Here is an 18,928-nt window from a genome sequence, read left to right on the forward strand (position 1 = left end):
CCGACAACCTGTGAATTCAGAAAGGGCGATTGTAACGTCTACCCCCTGGAAGCCGGAAAAATTCGGCGCTCCCTAGGGATACAGCCACTGCCAGCTGAGCTGCACCTGCCGGTTATTGTATTGGAAGATGGAAATATTTTCGCGGTTGCGCACGGCGCGTGCCTCGAGCACGAGGTTCTGGCGCGGGCCGATCTTGTAGCTGAGCGAAGCGCGCAGGACCTCGGTGCGCTGGGCCCGCACCTGGTCGATCAGCAGCTCGGGTGAGTACGCGTTGGCGCTGTCCCAGCGCTGGCGCGTGTAGGCAAGTTCGCCAACGGTATCCCAGCCAAGTGGCTTGCGCAGGTTCAGGCTCAGGTAATGGCCATGGCGATTCCCGCCCGGCCGGTCGGCGCGTGCGCGGTCGTTGAGCAGGGCAAAGGTGGCGTTGGTGCTGAACGAGCCCGTCTGGTGGCTGAGCAGGGCGCGTAATTCGACCATGTCCGAGTTGAAGGTCGGCAGCGTGGCGTAGTCGGTGTAGGTGGCCGCACCGATCAGGTGCAGCTGGGTGCGTGGCGGCAGCGGCAGCGGCGGCGTCACCCGCAGCTGCGCCTGGGCCTGGCGCTGGTACAGGTGGGAGCCCATGCCCGACAGGCCCAGCGAGCCGGTGGTGCGTACCAGCCACTGCCCGAAGCGCCAGGGCGATTCGATGCCGGCGTACAGCGAAGCCGTGTCGTAGGCGTGCAGGCCGTCGTAGCGCCGGCCCTGGACCTGGACAAATCCCAGCGTGCCGTTGGCAGTGATATCGCGCACGTAGTCGGCGCTCACTTGCGTGTACTGGTCGCGCTTGGGCAGGAAGTCGGCCAGCAGGGGCAGTTCGACCGAGCCATCGGGCCCCTCGACAATGAAGGAAGAATTGCTGGCGCCCTGGTTGACGTTGTCGTCGATGCCGCGCGTGAGGCTGACCGCGCCCGAGCTGACCGGGGTCCAGGCGGCGCAGCCGGTGTCGCGCGCCTCGGCGATGAGTTCGAGGATTTCGCGCGCGGGATCGAAGCGCGTCTCGACATTGGCGAACAGGCGTTCGGCCTCGTCGGCCTGGCCCAGGCTGCACTGGATCAGCGCCAGGTCGAGCCAGGCGCCGGCGTGCTGCGGTACGAGCTCGACCAGGCGCGACATCTGCTTCGAGGCATCGTTCTTGCGGCCCTCGTTCAGCGATTGCAGGGCTTGCTGGTAGAGCTGCTCCTGTGGCGTGCTGGCGGGCGCCGGCGCATCCGTCTGGGCCAGCGCCCGGCCAGGCGCCAGCAGCAGGAGCAGGGGCAGCATGGCAAACGTGCGTGCAGCGCTCATGCGTTGCCCCGCGCGGCATTGTCGCCAACCGGCGTCATGCCGGTGTCCGATTCGTTCATATCGAGTGTAAACAATGGGGTTGCCCGCTCCTTGCCACGCAGCAGGCGTTCGCCCAGGGCAATGAAGCGGTGGCGCTGGCTACGGTCGATCGTGCCTGGCCCGATGATGATGTCATGTGAAAAGTCGCGCGCCACTTGCTCGAGGCGCGCTGCGGTATTGACGCTGTCGCCGACCGCCGTATAGATGCTGCGAAATGACGTGCCGAAGTCGCCCGCCATCGCGGTGCCGCTTTCGACGCCGATCCGTACGCGCAGCGGCAGATGGCCCTGGCGGACACGCTCGGCGCTCAGCGCGGCCACGCGCCGGGTCATCCCGCGCGCCGCATCGAGGGCCAGGTCGGCGTGCTGCGCCAGCGGCAGGGGCGCGCCCCAGAAGGCCATCATGCCATCGCCGGTGTATTTATCCAGCGTGCCCTGGTGGGCGATGACTTCGCCGGTCAGGCAATCGAGGAAGTCGCGCGTGAGCTTCGCCGCCTCTTCGACGGGCAGGGTCTCGACCTGCGTCGTGTAGCCCTCCATGTCGGCCACCAGCGTGGTGACGTCACAGCGGCGCGGCCGCAGCGGATCGGTTTCTTCGCTGCGCAGCAATTGTTCGACCACGGCCGGCGCGACATACTGGCGCAGCGTCTGCAGCAGGTGACGCGAGCGGCGCTGGGCCTGGTGCCACTGATACGGCACGGCCACGGTCAGCAGGAACAGGTTGGCAGCGAGTGGGCCAGCTGGTGCAAAATCGGGATCGTGCGGTGCCAGCAGGTAGGCCAGGGTCAGCCACAGCACCGAACTCATGCCCAGCAAGGCCACGCCGGCAGCGGCCGACAGGCGCGGAAAGGCGAGCGTGCACATGAGCGTCGAGACCAGCGCGAACAGGCAGGCGATCAATTGGCCGGGCCAGGGGGCAGGCTGGAGGTTGGCCTGCCGGTCGAGCAGCGCCGACAGGATCGTGGCCTGCACGCCCAGGCCCGGCCGGTTGGCCGCCAGCGGCGTGGAAACCCGGTCGCCCATGCCGAGCGACGATGAGCCGACCAGTACCAGCCGGTTGCTGGCGCTGACGGGCGTAATGCGCTGGCCCAGGATGTCGGCGGCGCTGACCACGGTGTAGGCGCTCCAGTCGCGGCGATAGGGAATTCGCATCAGGCCGGTATCGGCGACGGCCAGCGGCGGCTGGCCGCTGCAGCAATTGAGCAGTGCCAGCGCCAGCGTGGGGTAATGCTGGCCGCCGAACCGGGTAACCAGTGGAATGCGGCGCAGGGCGCCATCGGGATCGGGAATGAAGCCGATCGCGCCGATATGGGGAGCTGCCGCCAGTGCCGCGTAATTGCCGAGGTAACCGGTGGCAGGCACGCCATCCTGGTAGACATCGCTGGCGCCGCCAAGTTCGCCGTCGCGTACCGGTTGCGGGCGGTTGCCGGCGAAGTCGAAGTCGAAGGCCTGGGCCGGCACCAGCGGGCCATGGGCCGCCAGCATGGCCAAGCGCGCGTCGCCCGCAGCGCCGGTGGGCGAGGGCAGCAGGATGTCGAGCGCCACCCCACGCGCCGAATAACGGGTGAGCAGGATCTCCACCAGGTCGGCCAGCCGCTCGCGTGGCCAGGGCCAGGGCCCCAGTTCACTCAGTGCGGCCTCGTCGATATCGACGACCAGGATGCGCGGGTCGGGTTTCTGGCTGACCTGCAGGCGCAGGAAACTGTCGCGCAGCCATTCGTTGGGCAGGAACGACACCTGGTTGAGAACGACCCGCATCCACCTGGTGTCGCCAAAAGACAACGGCGCCATGGCCGCATATTGCGACCAGACGGCCACCGCGAAGGCCAGCGAGGCGATGATCCAGCGACCACGGGGTCGTGCTTGGGTTTCAGGTTGCGCCACGCGCTGCTCGTTCCAGGTGTACCGACATGAAGAAGACCACAAGTATATCGTTTGAGTTTCTTGATTGCATTGTTTTTTTGGAAATATGCAACACAGTTATGGCGATATTCGGGCAGCGCCTTTGGGATAGAATGTGACGGTCGTCACTGTTGGGTTGCTGGACGGCAGGCTACAGTGGCGGAAAAGGGGTTTAACTTGCACAAACTATTGATCAGCGCAACGCTCGCCTGCGCATCGTATTCGGTCCAGGCAGCAGAGGCAGGCAAGATCATCTTCGTCGCCGGCGTCGCCCAGGCGGGCGAGCGCGCCGCTGTCCAGGGCGCCGCGGTGGAAGAGGGGCAGATGCTCAGCACCGGCGCCGACGGCTACCTGTATGTCAAGACCGCCGACAACGGCCTGTTCATCCTGCGTCCGCAGACGCGCGCGCGCATCGTTGCCTACCATATCGACCAGCAGAATCCGGCCAATACCCGGGTCAAGTTCGAGCTGCTCAGCGGCACGGCGCGCAGCCGGTCAGGCGACGCGGTCAAGCACGCGCGCCAGAACTTCCGGTTCAACACGCCGGTTGCAGCAATCGGCGTGCGCGGCACCGACTTCACGGTGGTGACCGACAACGACACGTCGCGCGTGTCGGTATTCTCGGGCGGTGTCGTGGTCAGCGGTTTCGCCGGTGCTTGCCGGCCCGATGGCGGCGGGCCATGCGAAGGCGCGGCCAGCCGCGAACTGAGCGCTGCCCAGCGCGGTCAATTGCTGCAGGTCAAGCGTGGCCAGGCCGCGCCACAGGTGATCGAGGGTGGCGCAGGCGCGCCCGATCAGGTGTCGCCGCCGCGTTCGGACGAGCCGGTTGCGAAAAGCAGCGGGGCGGGCGACTCCAAAATCACGGTCGAGGCCGCGAAGAACGTCGGCCTGACGGTGGCCATCAGCAAGAACCTGCCACCACCGCGGCCGGTCGATGAAACGACGCCACCGCTGATCCCGCCGGTGGTGGTCGGTCCGCCAGTGGTTGAGGTGCCCGTGGTCGTGCCGCCGGTGATCGTGCCGCCGGCGTTGCCGGAGCAGCGTGTGGTCTGGGGCCGCTGGCAGGCAGTCAACGGGCTGTCGTCGCCGTTCGATTATGCGGGTTACCGTGCATCGAGCGAGCGAATCGCACTCAACGGTTACTTTGCGCTGTTCCGCACTCCGGGCGCCGAATATGTCACGCCGAATAACGGCGCCGTCGGATTCACGCTGCGTAATAGCGAAGCCTATGTGCTGACGGAGTACGGTGGCGGTTATACCACTACTGCACCGGCGCAATTGTCTAATGGCACAATGAATATCGATTTCGGCAAACGCAGCTTTGCCACCAGCATGGATGTCATTACTGCATCCGATGTCGTCAATATGCGTGGTGATGGCGTGGTGTCTGCCGACGGGCGCCTGAGCGGCGCGGCAGGCGGGCGCCAGGGCTATCTCAATCTGCAGGGCGTACTGAGCAATGAGCGTGGTCCCTCATCGGGTGCAGCGACGATTTTCGATGGACGGCTGGATGGCCAGCGCACTGTCAACGGTGCTGCTACTTGGCGCTGATGCTTATTTAATAATGACTAATTGAAAACCCCGGTTCGCCGGGGTTTTTTTATATCCGTGCTGAATGCGGATTATGCACGCCGGTTAAATGGCGTTCGATTTTGTTTCTGAATGTAACCGCAAAACTGCGCCGAAGATGTGGTGTTTTCTTTATCGCTTTTCAAGATAGTTGTTAAGAATGTTTGCAAGGGATCGATTTGCGCGGCGATTTATCGATTTTGCGTCGATTTTTCCCGTTAGTTTGTTCAAAATGTGACGCCCATCACACATCGAGCGTGCCCGATTCTGTCATGATGCGATCCGTTGGTCTTCAAGGGTGCACCCACTCTTGCAATGCTTGAATCAACATTTGATTGATCGATCTTTCTAATTGGAGTTACACATGGCAATCGTCACCACCCACGTCGCAGCAGTTCAACAACTGTACGTCGCTTACTTCGGCCGTCCTGCTGATGTCGCTGGCCTGGACTTCTGGACCAACGTCGTTGCAAACAGCAAGGGCTCCACGACCGAAGTGTCGGCAAACTTCGCTCTGTCGACCGAGTACACCGCTGCCTTCGCTGGCATGAGCAACACCCAGATCGTCGACAAGATCTACATGAACCTGTTCGGCCGCGCTGCCGACACCGCTGGTCGTGACTACTGGGTTGGCCTGCTGAACGCCGGCTCGATCAAGGTCAACACCATCGTCGCTGACGTCGCCAACGGCGCGCAAACCACCGACAAAGAAATCGTCGAAAACAAAGTTGCTGGCGCAACTGCTTTCACCACCGCCCTGGACCTGCCTGCTGAGCAAGCTGGCTACACTGGCACCGCTGCCCTGAACCTGGCCAAAGCCTTCATCACCAGCATCACCACCGATGCTACGCTGACGACCGCAATCACCCCAGCAAACCTGAACACCACCGTGTCGGGCGTCGTCGCTGCCGGTACCCCGTTCACCCTGACCGCTGGCCTGGCTAACCTGCAAACCGCAACGTCGGCTAAGACCGCCTTCCTGGACGCTGCCGATGGCAAGACCGATGGCGTCGTGGCTGCTGGTACCGAAGCCAAAGTCAAGACTGGCGACGTCACCACCGCAATCGCTGACGTGGCAGATTCGACCAAAGGCAATGTTGCTGGTTTCGACACCGCTGCCACGGCCAACGTCCGCGCTGCTCTGGTCGCAGACAAAGTCGCTGCCAACAACACCGCACTGACTACCGCACAGAACAGCATCACTTCGGCTAACGCTGAAATCGCTAAAGTCGCTGGTCTGAGCGCTGCTGTCGCCAGCCTGACCGCTGCTACCACGGCCAAGACCGCTGCTGACAAGGTTCTGCTGACTGCAGCTGCCGACGTCGCTGCGAAAGAAGGTTCGTACGAAGTTCTGAACGGCGGTACTGCCATCACCATCGATCCGGTCACCGGCGTCGTGGGCACCGTTATCGTGCAAAACACCGCAAAAACCGCTGTCGTTGCAGGCACCAACGTCACCGAAGCCACCAACCCAGGCGTGACCGCGCTGATCGCTTCGATCAACGCCAAGCTGGCTGCTGACGTCAGCGTCGCCAACTCGGTCAAGGCTGTGAGCTCGGCACAAGCCAGCGTCAACTACCTGGACATGGGCACGGCTGAAGTCAACGCACTGGAAGCCATCAAGGCACTGCTGCCAGCTGGCACCGTTGCTGCTGGTGCGCTGCCAACCCAGGCACAGATCGCTACCCAGAAAGCCATTCTGGACGCAGGTACGGATACGGCTGCTAAAACTGCATTCGACACCAAAATCGCTGACTACAATGCCGTAATCGGCCAGAACGCCCGCGTTGACGCGCTGGGCACGGCAACCACGGCTGCCAGCAATGCCAACAAGGCTATCGAAGCACTGACCAAGGCAACCACTGCCCTGACCAAGGCTGAAGGTGCACAAGCTCAACTGGCAGGCTTCGATGCTTCGATCGACGCAGCCAAGAAGGCATTCGTTGACGCAGGTCTGGTCGCTCCACAAGACGCTACCGCCGGCCTGATCGCAACTGCTGCTTCGGATATCTATGTCGCTGGCAAGGTCAATGCTTCGATCAACCTGTTCGGCCTGGTGGGCAACGATGCGCTGTTCATCGGCACCGGCTACACCCTGAACACCACCGCAACCATGAACGCTACCACCGGCGCAATCACCGGCGGCAACAACGGCGTGCTGGAAGCGTTCATCTTCAACGGCACCGATGGCGCGCACATCGTCCTGGAGAAGTCGGTCTTCGGTTCGTCGGTTGCTACGACCCCAGAAGTCGTCACCATCACCCTGGTTGGCGTCGATGCAACCGACGTTCAGCTGAACAACGGCATCATCACCACCGTCTAAATAGACAGTTTCAGTTCCAGCCCCGGCAACCGGGCTGGCCTGACGCAAAAGCCCCGCTTCCGCAAGGAAGCGGGGCTTTTTTACTTGAGGCAAGTCTGCCACATTTGATTTCTTCAATAACAACAATTTGTGACGCGCATCACAAATTTCCGAGAATCTGGTACATAATACGGATCACTGTAATTTCCTGCTGGAAGTCTTATTTACTGACGAAGGTCGCACGCATCCATCCATGAAACTCCTCGACGAAAAAACCGAAATTGGCCGTGCCCTGCGGCTGTTCAAAGGCACCTTCATCACCGTGGGGGTGTTCAGCGCGATCATCAACCTGCTCATGCTGGTGCCATCGCTGTACATGCTGCAAGTCTATGACCGCGTCCTGGCAAGCCGTAACGAAATCACGCTCCTGATGCTGACCCTGATCATGCTGGGCGCCTACCTGTTCATGGGGGGCCTCGACGTGATCCGCTCGTTCATCCTGGTGCGCGTCGGCGCCCGCTTCGACATGATGATGAACAAGCGTGTCTACACCGCGTCGTTCGAGCAGAACCTCAAGCAGTCGGGCGCGAATGCGGGCCAGGCGCTGAACGATTTGACGACACTGCGCCAGTTCCTCACCGGAAATGCGTTGTTCGCGTTTTTTGACGCGCCATGGTTCCCGATCTACCTGGCCGTGATTTTCATGTTCGATCCGATGCTGGGCCTGTTCGCACTGTTCGGCACGATCATTCTGGTGATCCTGGCCGTGGTGAACGAGCGCATCACCAAGAAGCCGCTGGGCGAAGCCAATACGATGGCTATTTCGGCCAGCACGCTGGCCACCAACAACCTGCGCAACGCCGAAGTCATCGAATCGATGGGCATGCTGCCCAACCTGATGAGCCGCTGGTTCAAGTTGCATGGCAAGTTCCTGAATCTGCAGGCCGATGCCAGCCAGAAGGCAGGCAGTGTCGGCGCCGCCACCAAGTTCGTGCAGACGTCGATGCAGTCGCTGGTGCTGGGCCTGGGCGCGCTGCTCGTGCTCGAACACAAGATTACGCCGGGCATGATGATTGCCGCGTCGATCCTGCTTGGCCGCACCCTGCAGCCGGTGCAGCAGGTGATTGGTGTCTGGAAGAGCTGGGCCACCACGCGCAGCGCACATGAGCGCCTGACCAAGTTACTTGAAACCAATCCAAAGCGCGAAGCTGGCATGGCCTTGCCGAAGCCGACAGGCATGCTGACCCTCGAAGGCGTGACTGCATCGCCGCCCGGCATGCGCAACCCGATCGTCAAGAATGTCTCGTTCGGCATCCTGCCGGGCGATGTGCTTGGCGTGATCGGCCCCAGCGGGTCGGGCAAGTCGACGCTGGCGCGCCTGCTGGTGGGCGTCTGGCCGGCGATGATGGGCAAGGTGCGCCTCGATGGCGCCGACATCTACAGCTGGAACAAGGCTGAACTCGGCCCGCACATGGGCTATCTGCCGCAGGATATCGAGCTCTTTGGCGGGACCGTCAGCGAAAACATTGCCCGGTTTGGCGAAGTCGATCCCGAAAAAGTGGTCGAGGCTGCCAAGCGCGCCGGCGTGCACGACATGATCCTGCATTTCCCGGAAGGCTACGACACCCAGCTGGGTGACGGCGGCGGTGGCCTGTCGGGCGGCCAGAAGCAGCGTCTCGGCCTGGCGCGCGCCATGTATGGCGACCCGGCCCTGATCGTGCTGGATGAGCCGAATTCGAACCTCGACGATGCGGGTGAGCAGGCGCTGGTGGTGGCGGTCAACGATCTGCGCCAGCGCGGCAAAACCATCATCCTGATTACCCACCGTACCAGCATCATCAGTGTGACGACCAAGTTGCTGCTGATGCGCGACGGCTCGGTGCAGATGTTCGGTCCGACGCAGCAGGTACTGACGGCACTGCAGGAAGTCAACACCAAGGCGTTGCAGGCAGCGCAGCAGGCACAAGCACAGGCGCAGGCGCAGTCACAAGCCCAGATGCAGCAGTCTGGTACGCCGGCCAACGCCGGGACGGGAGAATAATCGATGGATCTGATCAAGAAAAATGCAGTGGATGTCATTTCGCACGATGCGACGCCACTCGAAGTGAATACCGATGCCAAAGCGTTCGTGCGTATCGGCTGGCTGATCGTGCTGGCCGGCGTCGGCGGCTTCCTGTTGTGGGCCCTGCTGGCGCCGCTCGACAAGGGCGTGCCGTTGTCCGGCACCGTGGCCACCGAGTCAAACCGCCAGGCGGTGCAGCACCAGAGCGGCGGCACCGTGCAGGAACTGCTGGTGCGCGATGGCGACGTCGTCAAGGCGGGCCAGGTGCTGGTGCGGATGAACCCCATCCAGGCACGTTCGGCAGTGGATATTACCGACACCCAATACCTGTCGGCCATGGCCAATATCGCGCGCCTGACGGCAGAGCGCGATGGCTCGGGCACGATCACGTTCCCGGCCGAGATCGAAAAGCGCCGCGCCGAGCCGCGTGTAGCCGAGCTGATCGGTGTGCAGAACCAGTTCCTGATGTCGCGCCAGGCGTCGCTCAAGAGCGAGCTGGCCGGTCTGGACGCCGGCATCGCCGGCCTGAAACTGCAGATCACCGGCTTGCAGGAATCACGTGACAGCAAGAAGGCCCAGGTGGAATTCCTGAAGGAACAGCTGGGCGGCATGCGCGATCTGGCCAAGGATGGCTATGTTGCGCGCAACCGCCTGCTCGACTTGGAACGGACCTATGCCCAGCTGGGCGGTGCGATCTCGGAAGACATCGGCAACATCGGCCGTTCGCAGCGCCAGGTCACCGAACTGACCATGCGCCGTGCGCAACGGGTTCAGGATTACCAGAAAGAAGTGCGCGGTCAGCTATCCGAATTCCAGAAAGAGGTCGACGGCCAGGGCGCGCGCCTGCAGGCCCAGCGCTTCGAGCTGTCGAATGTCGAGGTCAAGGCCCCGGTCGATGGCACGGTGGTGGGGCTGGCCGTGTTTACCAATGGCGGCGTGGTGCAGCCCGGTTTCAAGATGATGGACATCGTGCCGAGCAATGCGCCATTGATCGTGGACGGGCAACTGGCCACCAACCTGGTCGACAAGGTGCATCCCGGCTTGCCGGTGGAGCTGATCTTCTCCGCGTTCAACACCAACAAGACGCCGCACATCGATGGCGAAGTCACGCACATTTCTGCTGACCGCAGCCTGGATGAACGCACCGGCAACCCTTATTACAAGGTGCACGTGAAGGTCACGCCGAAGGGCGCCAAGATGATCGCCGAGCACAAGATGGACATCCGTTCGGGCATGCCGGTGGAATTGTTCGTCAAGACCGGCGAGCGCACGATGATGAGCTACCTGCTCAAGCCGATCGTCGATCGCGCCCATTCGGCTTTGAGCGAGGAATAAGCCATGGCATTGACCAATAAGGCCCGCCTGCGCGGTCTGATCGCTGCTGCGTTGCTGACCACCGGTTTTGGCACCGCTGGCAGCGCCTCGGCCATCACACTTGAAGAAGCCTACCAGGCCGCTCTCAAGAACGACCCGGTCTTCCGTATGCGCTATTTCGAAAACGAGAGCGGCAAGGAAAACCAGATTCTCGGTCGCTCCCAGTTGCTGCCGAATATTTCGGCCAGCCATACCGTCAACAAGAACCGGGTGGATCGCCAATACACCCAGAACGGCCGGCTTCAGCTCGATCACCCGCAATATCTGGGGCGCTCGTCGGTCGTGCAGTTGCGTCAGCCACTGTTCAATATGGACGCGGTGCAGCGCTATCGGCAGGGCAAGGTGCAGAGTGCACAAGCGGAGCAGGCCTATGAGGCTGGCATCGACGAGGTATCGGTGCGCGCGGTCAGCGCCTACATGGATGCACTGTTCGCCGAAGACCAGCTGGCATTGGCGATCGCCCAGCGCGATATGAATGCCGAGCAACAAAAGGTGAACCAGTTCCTGTTCGAGAAAGGCGAGGGCACCCGCACCGACATGCTGGAAACCCAGGCCAGGCTCGACGTGGCCGAAGCCAGCCTGGTCGAGGCGCAGGATAATGTGACCTCGGTTCGCAACACACTGGCCGGTGTGATCGGCATGGATCCGGGCACGCTCAAGCAGATCGGCGCGAACTTCCGTCCGGTGACGCTCGACGTTGCGACGTATGAAGACTGGCAGAAACTGGCGCTGCGTCAGAACAATACGCTGGCGGCCCTGCGGCTGGCCGTGGAAAACACGCGCCTGGAGATCGGCCGTAACAAGGCGGGGCACCTGCCACGCGTCGATTTTGTTGCGTCGTACAGCAAGAATCTGAGCGAGACGATCAACGTGCTGGGCCAGGAAACCACCAACCGGACGCTCGGCATCCAGGTCAATATTCCGATCTATTCGGGCGGCGCGATCAGCGCCCAGACGCGTCAGGCGGCAGCCAGCTATGGCCGCTCGCAGGCAGAGCTCGACGCGCGTACCAACGAGATCATGGTCGAATTACGCAAGGCCTACGACCTGGTGCAGAGCAGTGGCCGCAAGATCGATGCCCTTGCCAAGGCGGCAGAGTCTGGCCAGGAACTGGTCAAGGCCACCGAGCAAAGCATCAAGGGCGGGGTCCGCATCAATCTCGACCTGCTTAACGCCCAGTCTCAATTGGTCACGACCCGGCGCGATCTGGCCCAGGCGCGCTATTCCTACCTTGTGGGGCTGATGCGTCTGCGCGCAGCGTCCGGCACGATGGCGCCGGAAGCGGTGCGAGAGATCGCGGCGTTTTTCCAGTGACCAGGCGCGCCAGGGGTGCGTCAGGCATCGATGGCGCCTGAGCGCCACCGCTCGCAGAGTTTCAATGGCTGTCAGCGGCGGCTGGCGGCGCGGGCGCCGCCCTGAATGCCGTCACTTCCGCTGGCGTGCCGAGTGCGTGGACGTCAGCGGGATTCAGGTCGGCAATCGAGACCCGCGCGCCGTTGGCCAGCAGCTGTCGATACAGTGGCGCAACATAGCGTTCGCCACGCACCAGGTTGGCCGGCTCGGCGAAGAATGCATCATAGGCGCGTACAAAATCGCCAGCGCGCGCAAACCAGTACAGCCCGACCGACGCATAGTTGGAAATGCGCTCCTTCTCGGCCACGTCGGTCGCCCAGCCATCCCCGTTGATCTTGACGAAGCTCCAATGGTCGCCCGCGACCTGGAAGCACGGTATCCACCCGTCCGATCCGTCGCGAATATGCTGTGGCGTCCAGGCAAATGGCTGCACGAAGGTATCGATGTTGTAGATCAGTAGCGGGCTGTCGTCGTCCAGCCACAACGAACGCGACGCCAGGGCGCTCGTCGCCTGGCCATCGGTCAGCGCCTCGAGTTCAATAATGCGCAGGTCGTCGATGCCCAGCGTAGCGCACTGTTCGCGGATGTAGGGGACAGACGCATTCTCCGCCAGGCTGACAAATACCACCCGGGTTCTCGGCCCGATGAAGTTTTTCAGCGACAGCATCGACCAATAAAACAGGCTGTGCCCGTGCACAACGATCTCGTATTTGGGCACGGTATAACCCACCTCGCGAAAGCGCGAGCCGCGACCTGCCATGGTGATCACGATCGTGGTACCTGAGTCAGCTTGCTTTGTCATGTTCAACCTCGTCGAGAATCTGTCTGGCGCGCAGCATGAAGGCCATGACCTTGTTGGGATGATCGCTGTGCAGCGGCAGCATCGACAGGAACAGGGACGCTTCGCCGAGGCGTACTACTCCGGGATCGATACCGAGTTTGCGCAGCTGGCGCAGGAACTGCTGCTTGAGCGCGGGATGGTTGGTGTGTTCCAAGTGCAGCAGCAGATCGTTGCTGTCCGTAAAACCTACCCGGTACAGCCCGCTGTTGATGAAATCGTAGTCGCCCAGCACGCTGTGCGACACCTTGCATATGTCATACAGCGGGTGCGTCCACAAATCGGCCTCGGTCGTTGCGCCCTTCGGGTCGATCAGCTTCAGCAGATAACGCTGCTGGTCATAAAGAATGTTCGAGAAACACGGATCGCCGTGTCCCACTGCCATGTAATCGCTCTCGAAACCGCGTGCATGACGTTCGTACAGCCCACGAAAACGCGCAAGCTGGCGCTCCAGGTCGAGCTCTGGCGACGCACTGGCCGCCAGAATGTTGATGCGCTTGCCTTCGGCTGAATCCAGGAATTGCGCGCAACGTGCAGCGAGCTTGTCCACGAACAGCGTGCGTGCGGCGGCTCCCGATGCAGCCTTCGTGCAGGGCCGGCGCGGGCGTTCGTTCAGGACAAACAGCAGTCGCTCGATGAATGCTTCGAAGCTTTCCGCGTCGAAGGCGCCGTGAACCCACTGCAAGGCCGCATCCGCGAGGTAATAGCGCAGCATGCGATACGATGCGCCACTGCGGTCTTCGCGGAAATCAAACGGCTGCACCAGCCACGACTGCATCGACTCCGGCACCAGCTGATAGAAGGTGTACTCGGCACGCATCTTGTCGCGGTCCGCGGAACTCTTGGTGAAATAATGGGCATCGGCCGACAGCGCATTGAAGTGGCGTGCCGGTGTCGCGCCATGCATGAACGTCAAAAAGTCGCGGATGTTTGCCAGATCGAGGGGCTGCAACGATTGCAGGCGCTGGCTGCTCTGCCACGCTTGCCCCCACTGGTGCAGCGGCGCAGCGCAGAACGCAGCCCACTGTTCCACCAGGCGATGCGGGTCGCGCATGAATACCAGCAGCGGCTTGTACAGGCGATCGGTGAAGTCTTCCTCGGCATACGGAATACGTTCGCACAGCTGGCGCAGCCGTTCCGGATCACTGAAGCCGGCGCGCCCGGCGACCACGCAGAGCACGGTGTCATGGCCGCTGCTTTCCAGGCTTGCGCGCAGTGCTGGCAGGTCGTCTGCATTGCGCAGGTGGAACAGGCGCGTCGCGCACCAGGCAGGCAGTGCTGCCTTGAACCGGTCGCTTAGCGCCTGGCGTTTGAGGATGATGCTGCCGTAGCGCCGGTGGCCTACCAGGCTGCGTACTTCATCGCTGGTGCTCTCCCGATCGTCCAGGACGAGAACAATATTCTGGGATGGATGACGCATGTCAGGGTCTTTCGATACGCAGGCGCAGTGCCAGTAACAGGGCCGCCAGAAACGCCAGCGTCAGGGCGGCCAGGGCGAATGTTTGAATCATGCCGAAGGCGCCTGAACCGGCCGCGCCACCCGGCAGGCTCGCCAGCAGTCCCGACGCGAACATCGCGCCGGCATCGGGCGCATTGTCGGCGAAACGATGGGCGAACAGCGCAAAAGCGGCAATCTCCAGGGCCCAGGTCAGGATCGACAGCAGCAGCAGGCCGCTCATCCGTCCTTCCACCGAACGCTGGATGTTCAGTTCGAGATGGCGCACGGCGTGGCTTGCCCTGAGGAGGCGCAGGCCGCGTGTGCTATGACTGGCCAGCACGAGGTGCCGGTTCAGGTAGACGAAGGTGGTGGCCACCGCGAACAGGCCGAGCAGGCCGAACACGCTGGTCAGGACGAACAGAAGCAACACCCAGCGCATCGATTCCGGCAGGCGTACATCGAGCAGATACAGCGCCAGGATGCAGGCGGCGAGTACGAGAACGTCGCCGAAACGCTCGGCCAGCCAGACCGCGAGCGCCTTGCCCCATTGCCTGAACACGTGACGGAACGCGGCCAGCCGTAGTATCTCGCCGATCTTGAACGGGATCAGCGCGCTGGGAAACACGGTCAGCGCATGCGCACAAACCAGCGCAAGCGCCTTGTCGCGCTGATCGAGTGTCAGCAGACCCAGTCGCAGCATGCGTACGCCGTGCGATCCCACGTACAAGGCGATTGCGCCGGCCAGTAACAGATCCGGTTCAGGCCAGCCGGCGCCAGCGGTGCGCAGCTGCAGCACCAGCCAGCCCAGTGTCAGGGAAGCGAGCAGGCACAGGTAGACGCGCAGGGATGCGCTCATTCGGCGCCGTGCCGGTGCACGATTGTTCCAGGGTACGCTGCCCGCGCCCGTTCGCGTACATCCCGGGCCAGGAAGCGCGTACGGTCGATCATGAACGACGCCAGCAGTCCAAGGACCCTGAAAGACTGCGACACCATCCGCACATTCGAACGTTGGTCTTCCTCACGCCAGCTGATCGGGAAATACCGGATTCGGTGGCGGCGATCGTAGCTGCTCAACAACATCATGTAGTTGAACGTGAGGTCGTCCGGGAAGGTCAGGTAATAGAACTGTTCGAACGCGTTCAGGCGATACATATTCAATCCCGAGCCGAGGTCGCGCACCCGGCCGCGCACGCCCAGCGAAAACAACAGATTGAACACGCGGTTGCCCCAGGAGCGCGTCAGCGAGTAGCCGACCAGCCGGCTGCCAGGCATGAAACGGGCGCCAAGCAGGCAATCATGGTCGCGATGGGCGCCGCTGTCGAGCAGGGGCAGCAGGTCGCGGATATCGGCCTGGTCGTCGCCGTGCAGGACGACGAGGTGGGTGTAGCCGTGTTCGATCGCATAGCGGAAAGCGGCTTTGTGCGAGCCGCCCAGGCCATAGTTATCGTCGTTGCGCCATCCGATGAACTGGCAACCGGTGATGCGCGAACGCGCCTGTGAGATCGCCGCTTCAAGCGTGTCGTCAGGTGAGCGGTTGTCGACCACCATGACGGTATCGATACGGCGCTGGACCTCTGCGTCGAACTGGTCGATGACGCGCGTGATCTGGGACGCGCAGCGGTAAGCCGGGATGAAAACAAGAATTCGGTCGGTGCCGGAAAAGCTCATGGAGTAGGTTTTCTTTGTTGCAGGAACGTGGTGATTGCTGCCTGCACTACCGTGTGCAATCCTGCATCGTTATATAGCCACAGTTGGGTAACGCCATCCGGGCACCTCCGGATATGGGCCGGCTGGGGCAGCAGGCGCCCGATCGTCTCCGGGGTGTAATCGAATTGATCACCACCGCCGGGACGCCGCAATATTGCAAAATTATAATGGTATCCAGGATAGCGGTCCGGATTTGACAATGGTCCGTGCGTCGAAACCCAGAACAACGGGCTCACATCGCGCAGCGTGGCGATGATCGGGTTGCGGTCAGGCAGTTGATAGCTCACTGCACGCGCATTCCAGTAATCGGCAATGCCGGCTTGCAGCGGGAAACCTTCTGCGCCGGCTGCGGCGACGCACTGCGCGACGGCAGTGGACGGGTCGCTACGCTGTGGCGCCTGATACCCAAGCCAGGCCGCGTTGCCAGCAACGAGCGCGGCGCAAACTGCCCACGCCCGGTGCGCCCACCGGGGGCGGCACGCGCGTCGGTTGGCATGAACGAGAGCCAGCAGTACCGCAAGCACGAGAGGAAATGCCAGATAGCGGTAACCTGCATTGTCGACGATCGCGCCGGAGAGCACGGCGCCGGCAATGGTGAGCGGCAGGGAAACGCAGAGCAGGGCGCCGACGGCCTGGATATCGCGTTCAACGGCATTGGTCCGGATCGGCGCGTGAGCGGCGGCGGCATGATCGTGACGGATTTTTCGGCTCAGCAGCAGATACAGCAGATATAGCAGGCACCCCGACAGCATCAGCGCAAGGAGCAGCGTCGCGACATTGTCGTGGTCAAAGGCGGCGACCGTCGCCTTGGTCAAGAAGGTCAGCGAGGCCGATATCGACTCGACCGACAGCGGGGGCCTGGCTTCAACCGGAATGTGATGGATCAGCAGATGCTCGAGGAGCATGGCCAATGCCTGGCCGCCCGCGAGGACGGCGACCAGACGCGCCAGTGTCGCAGTGCGCTGCTGGCGCCAGTCGCTTCGTTCAGAGCGTCGTGTCAGCAACAGCGCCATTCCGGCCACGGCCAGGCAGGGCAGGGTGAAGGTGAGAACGAAGAGCCTGGATGACACGCTCGCCGCGCCGACTACGACCAGCAATGCGAGCGCATGCGGCCACGACGACTGACGCGCGAGGCGCAGTGCCAGCATCGTTCCAAGCAGGCCAAAAAGGACTGCGCCAAAATGGTTGTTGGTCGTCTGAAAGTAGAGCCACATGCCCGACTGCGCCGACGCCAATGTGGCGAATGCGACGGCCAGCACGACCTGCGTATCGTTGCGGCGTAATCCGTGCTGGGTCAGGCGCCGTACCAAAGCGATGGACAACAGTGCCAGTGCGACCGCTTGCATGGCTGAGACGAACAGAATGCGGGAAGGCGCATCCGGGAAAACAAAAAATCCCACGGCATATAGCGCTAGGTCGGGAAAAAATCCCGGCGCCGCACTGAATTTCCAGTTGCTCCACGCACCGCCATGGACGATCAAATCATTCAGCAGCTCGTCATAGAAAAGGATATCGCTTTGCAGCACGATGCGCAGATGCAGCAGTGAAATGGCTACGGCTAGCAGGCTCCATGCAAGCCATGTTTCAAGTCGGGACATGAGAGGTAGAGGTTATCGCACGCGACTGAAAGCGTCATGCCGGTTAGTGTCGAGACTGTTCACGCATTCAGGCGCGCCGATGACCTGTGAGAATGCTGCGTTACAGTGGCAGGCATTGTTGGATAGCAAAGAGACACAGAGCAACATTATAAGTCCAGCCCGATGGGGTGACTACAAAACCAAACTATCCCAAGAGCACAACCGCTACAATATTGTCTTTGATAAAGAGGCATGGCATGCAATCGCTGAATATTCAGTACAACCCGCGCATCGACCAGTTGCGCTGGCTGGCCGCAGCCCTTGTCTTTCTGTTCCATTTTCATCTCGAATACCGTGGCCTGGGCGGGCACGGCCTCGTCAATCCCTGGGCCTCGCTGATCATCGAGGGCCATACCGGGGTCGGGCTGTTCTTCAGCCTGTCCGGGTTCCTGTTCATGCAGATCGCGCTGCACCAGCGCCAGATCGTGTACGCCGATTTCGTGCGCAATCGCGTCCTGCGCATCGTGCCGCTGTACCTGCTGATTTTCCTGGTCGCCACGTCGATTTCGCGCGACAAGTTCCAGCCGCAAGACCTGCTGTATGTGTTCGCGTCCAACCTGGGCATGGCGCCGACCTCGCAGACCGTCATCACGGGCGCGGCGTGGACGATTTCGCTCGAGTTCATGTTCTACCTGGTGTTCCCGTTCCTGGCCCGCTTTGCCATGGAGCGCGGCATGCGCTACCTGGCCGGCTGGCTGGTGCTGCTGCTGTTCTTCAAGGCGGCAGCGTTCACCGTCAACATCAACAGCACCCTGATGTACTTCAGCACCTTCGTCGGTCGCTTTGACCAGTTCCTGATCGGGATGATGGCCGCGATGTTCCACGCCCGGCACGCCGCCGCGCTGCAGCGCCGGGCATGGATGGTGGTCGTGGCCGGCGTCGCGGTGGTGCTCTGGAACACCCGGCTGATGCACACCACCGCCAGTTTCCTGGACGCGCCGCGCGCGCAGTTCTGGATCGGCTGGTCGATGCTCGAGAGTGCCGGCTGGTCCGTGTTGATCGTTGGCTGGGTGTCCTTCAGGCATCGCCTGCCGGCGCTGCTCGAGAACGTCCTGAACCACGGCGGCAAGATCAGTTTCTCGTTCTATCTGCTGCACATGGGATTGCTGCACCTGCTGGCGCAGCGGGTTGGCCTGGTGCAGCCCACGGGCATTGGCTGGCTCGATGCCGGGATCATGGTCGCCGTTGTCTACGCGCTCACCTGGGCGCTGGCCACGCTGTGCTACTACATCGTGGAAGAACCGTTCCTGCGGCTGCGCCGCAATTATGGGGCGCCACGCCATGAGCCCGTGGCGGCGCCCAAGGTCTAGTTTCGCCGCAGTGGATTTCATGTCGCCACTACCTCGATTGGCGTAATATCATTTTATTACCTCTCGAGGAGACCG

General features: G+C 62.2%; 13 protein-coding genes. 6 read left to right on the top strand and 7 right to left on the bottom strand.

Annotated elements, in window-relative coordinates:
* Positions 1-72: 72 nt before the first annotated feature.
* Positions 73-1,323, bottom strand: a complete 1,251-nt coding sequence (locus AC56LN_RS02215) for a tetratricopeptide repeat protein (RefSeq protein WP_499569729.1) — start codon at positions 1,321-1,323, stop codon at positions 73-75.
* Positions 1,320-3,245, bottom strand: a complete 1,926-nt coding sequence (locus AC56LN_RS02220; protein ID WP_499569730.1) for a CHASE2 domain-containing protein — start codon at positions 3,243-3,245, stop codon at positions 1,320-1,322. Before AC56LN_RS02220 ends, AC56LN_RS02215 begins: the two co-directional genes overlap by 4 nt.
* Before the next feature lie 195 nt (positions 3,246-3,440).
* Here AC56LN_RS02220 and AC56LN_RS02225 point away from each other — a divergent pair, with 195 nt between their 5' ends.
* From AC56LN_RS02225 to AC56LN_RS02245, 5 genes are all read left to right on the top strand, one after another.
* The gene (locus AC56LN_RS02225) at positions 3,441-4,814 is read left to right on the top strand and encodes a FecR family protein (protein WP_499569731.1); all 1,374 of its coding nucleotides are present in this window, start codon (positions 3,441-3,443) and stop codon (positions 4,812-4,814) included.
* Positions 4,815-5,196: 382 nt separating this feature from the next.
* A complete protein-coding gene (locus tag AC56LN_RS02230; RefSeq protein ID WP_499569733.1) occupies positions 5,197-7,155 on the top strand; it encodes a DUF4214 domain-containing protein in 1,959 nt (652 codons plus the stop codon).
* A gap of 232 nt (positions 7,156-7,387) precedes the next feature.
* Positions 7,388-9,175, top strand: a complete 1,788-nt coding sequence (locus tag AC56LN_RS02235; RefSeq protein ID WP_499569734.1) for a type I secretion system permease/ATPase — start codon at positions 7,388-7,390, stop codon at positions 9,173-9,175.
* Positions 9,176-9,178: 3 nt separating this feature from the next.
* Positions 9,179-10,531, top strand: a complete 1,353-nt coding sequence (locus tag AC56LN_RS02240; protein ID WP_499569735.1) for an HlyD family type I secretion periplasmic adaptor subunit — start codon at positions 9,179-9,181, stop codon at positions 10,529-10,531.
* Positions 10,532-10,534: 3 nt separating this feature from the next.
* Positions 10,535-11,884, top strand: a complete 1,350-nt coding sequence (locus AC56LN_RS02245; RefSeq protein WP_499569736.1) for a TolC family outer membrane protein — start codon at positions 10,535-10,537, stop codon at positions 11,882-11,884.
* A gap of 61 nt (positions 11,885-11,945) precedes the next feature.
* Here AC56LN_RS02245 and AC56LN_RS02250 read toward each other — a convergent pair whose 3' ends face one another.
* Genes AC56LN_RS02250 through AC56LN_RS02270 form a run of 5 tightly spaced genes read right to left on the bottom strand, consistent with a single transcriptional unit; the run spans position 11,946 to position 17,504 of the window.
* Positions 11,946-12,725 carry a glycosyltransferase family 2 protein gene (locus AC56LN_RS02250; RefSeq protein ID WP_499569737.1) on the bottom strand — a complete coding sequence of 260 codons (780 nt, stop codon included), beginning with the start codon at positions 12,723-12,725 and terminating at the stop codon, positions 11,946-11,948.
* Positions 12,709-14,181, bottom strand: coding sequence for a hypothetical protein (locus AC56LN_RS02255; protein ID WP_499569738.1), 1,473 nt, complete (start codon positions 14,179-14,181; stop codon positions 12,709-12,711). The genes AC56LN_RS02250 and AC56LN_RS02255 overlap by 17 nt, the downstream gene beginning before the upstream one ends.
* 1 nt (position 14,182) lies before the next feature.
* On the bottom strand, positions 14,183-15,055 hold the full coding sequence (locus tag AC56LN_RS02260; protein WP_499569740.1) for a lysylphosphatidylglycerol synthase domain-containing protein: 873 nt from the start codon (positions 15,053-15,055) through the stop codon (positions 14,183-14,185).
* Positions 15,052-15,867 (bottom strand): glycosyltransferase family 2 protein, encoded by an 816-nt coding sequence (locus AC56LN_RS02265; protein WP_499569742.1) that lies wholly within the window; start codon positions 15,865-15,867, stop codon positions 15,052-15,054. The genes AC56LN_RS02260 and AC56LN_RS02265 overlap by 4 nt, the downstream gene beginning before the upstream one ends.
* The gene (locus AC56LN_RS02270) at positions 15,864-17,504 is read right to left on the bottom strand and encodes a hypothetical protein (RefSeq protein WP_499569743.1); all 1,641 of its coding nucleotides are present in this window, start codon (positions 17,502-17,504) and stop codon (positions 15,864-15,866) included. The genes AC56LN_RS02265 and AC56LN_RS02270 overlap by 4 nt, the downstream gene beginning before the upstream one ends.
* Before the next feature lie 236 nt (positions 17,505-17,740).
* On the opposite strand from AC56LN_RS02270, the gene AC56LN_RS02275 reads away from it, so the two are divergent.
* Positions 17,741-18,853: an acyltransferase family protein gene (locus AC56LN_RS02275; protein WP_499569744.1), complete on the top strand. Its 1,113-nt coding sequence runs from the start codon at positions 17,741-17,743 to the stop codon at positions 18,851-18,853.
* The last annotated feature ends 75 nt before the right edge of the window (positions 18,854-18,928 follow it).

It is taken from the genome of Telluria sp. ZT3P26, assembly GCF_059686035.1.

Coding starts and splice junctions, on each gene's coding strand:
- AC56LN_RS02215 (WP_499569729.1), bottom strand. CDS start 1,323: ATGAGCGCTGCACGCACGTTTGCCATGCTGCCCCTGCTCCTGCTGCTG.
- AC56LN_RS02230 (WP_499569733.1), top strand. CDS start 5,197: ATGGCAATCGTCACCACCCACGTCGCAGCAGTTCAACAACTGTACGTC.
- AC56LN_RS02235 (WP_499569734.1), top strand. CDS start 7,388: ATGAAACTCCTCGACGAAAAAACCGAAATTGGCCGTGCCCTGCGGCTG.
- AC56LN_RS02240 (WP_499569735.1), top strand. CDS start 9,179: ATGGATCTGATCAAGAAAAATGCAGTGGATGTCATTTCGCACGATGCG.
- AC56LN_RS02245 (WP_499569736.1), top strand. CDS start 10,535: ATGGCATTGACCAATAAGGCCCGCCTGCGCGGTCTGATCGCTGCTGCG.
- AC56LN_RS02250 (WP_499569737.1), bottom strand. CDS start 12,725: ATGACAAAGCAAGCTGACTCAGGTACCACGATCGTGATCACCATGGCA.
- AC56LN_RS02255 (WP_499569738.1), bottom strand. CDS start 14,181: ATGCGTCATCCATCCCAGAATATTGTTCTCGTCCTGGACGATCGGGAG.
- AC56LN_RS02260 (WP_499569740.1), bottom strand. CDS start 15,055: ATGAGCGCATCCCTGCGCGTCTACCTGTGCCTGCTCGCTTCCCTGACA.
- AC56LN_RS02265 (WP_499569742.1), bottom strand. CDS start 15,867: ATGAGCTTTTCCGGCACCGACCGAATTCTTGTTTTCATCCCGGCTTAC.
- AC56LN_RS02270 (WP_499569743.1), bottom strand. CDS start 17,504: ATGTCCCGACTTGAAACATGGCTTGCATGGAGCCTGCTAGCCGTAGCC.
- AC56LN_RS02275 (WP_499569744.1), top strand. CDS start 17,741: ATGCAATCGCTGAATATTCAGTACAACCCGCGCATCGACCAGTTGCGC.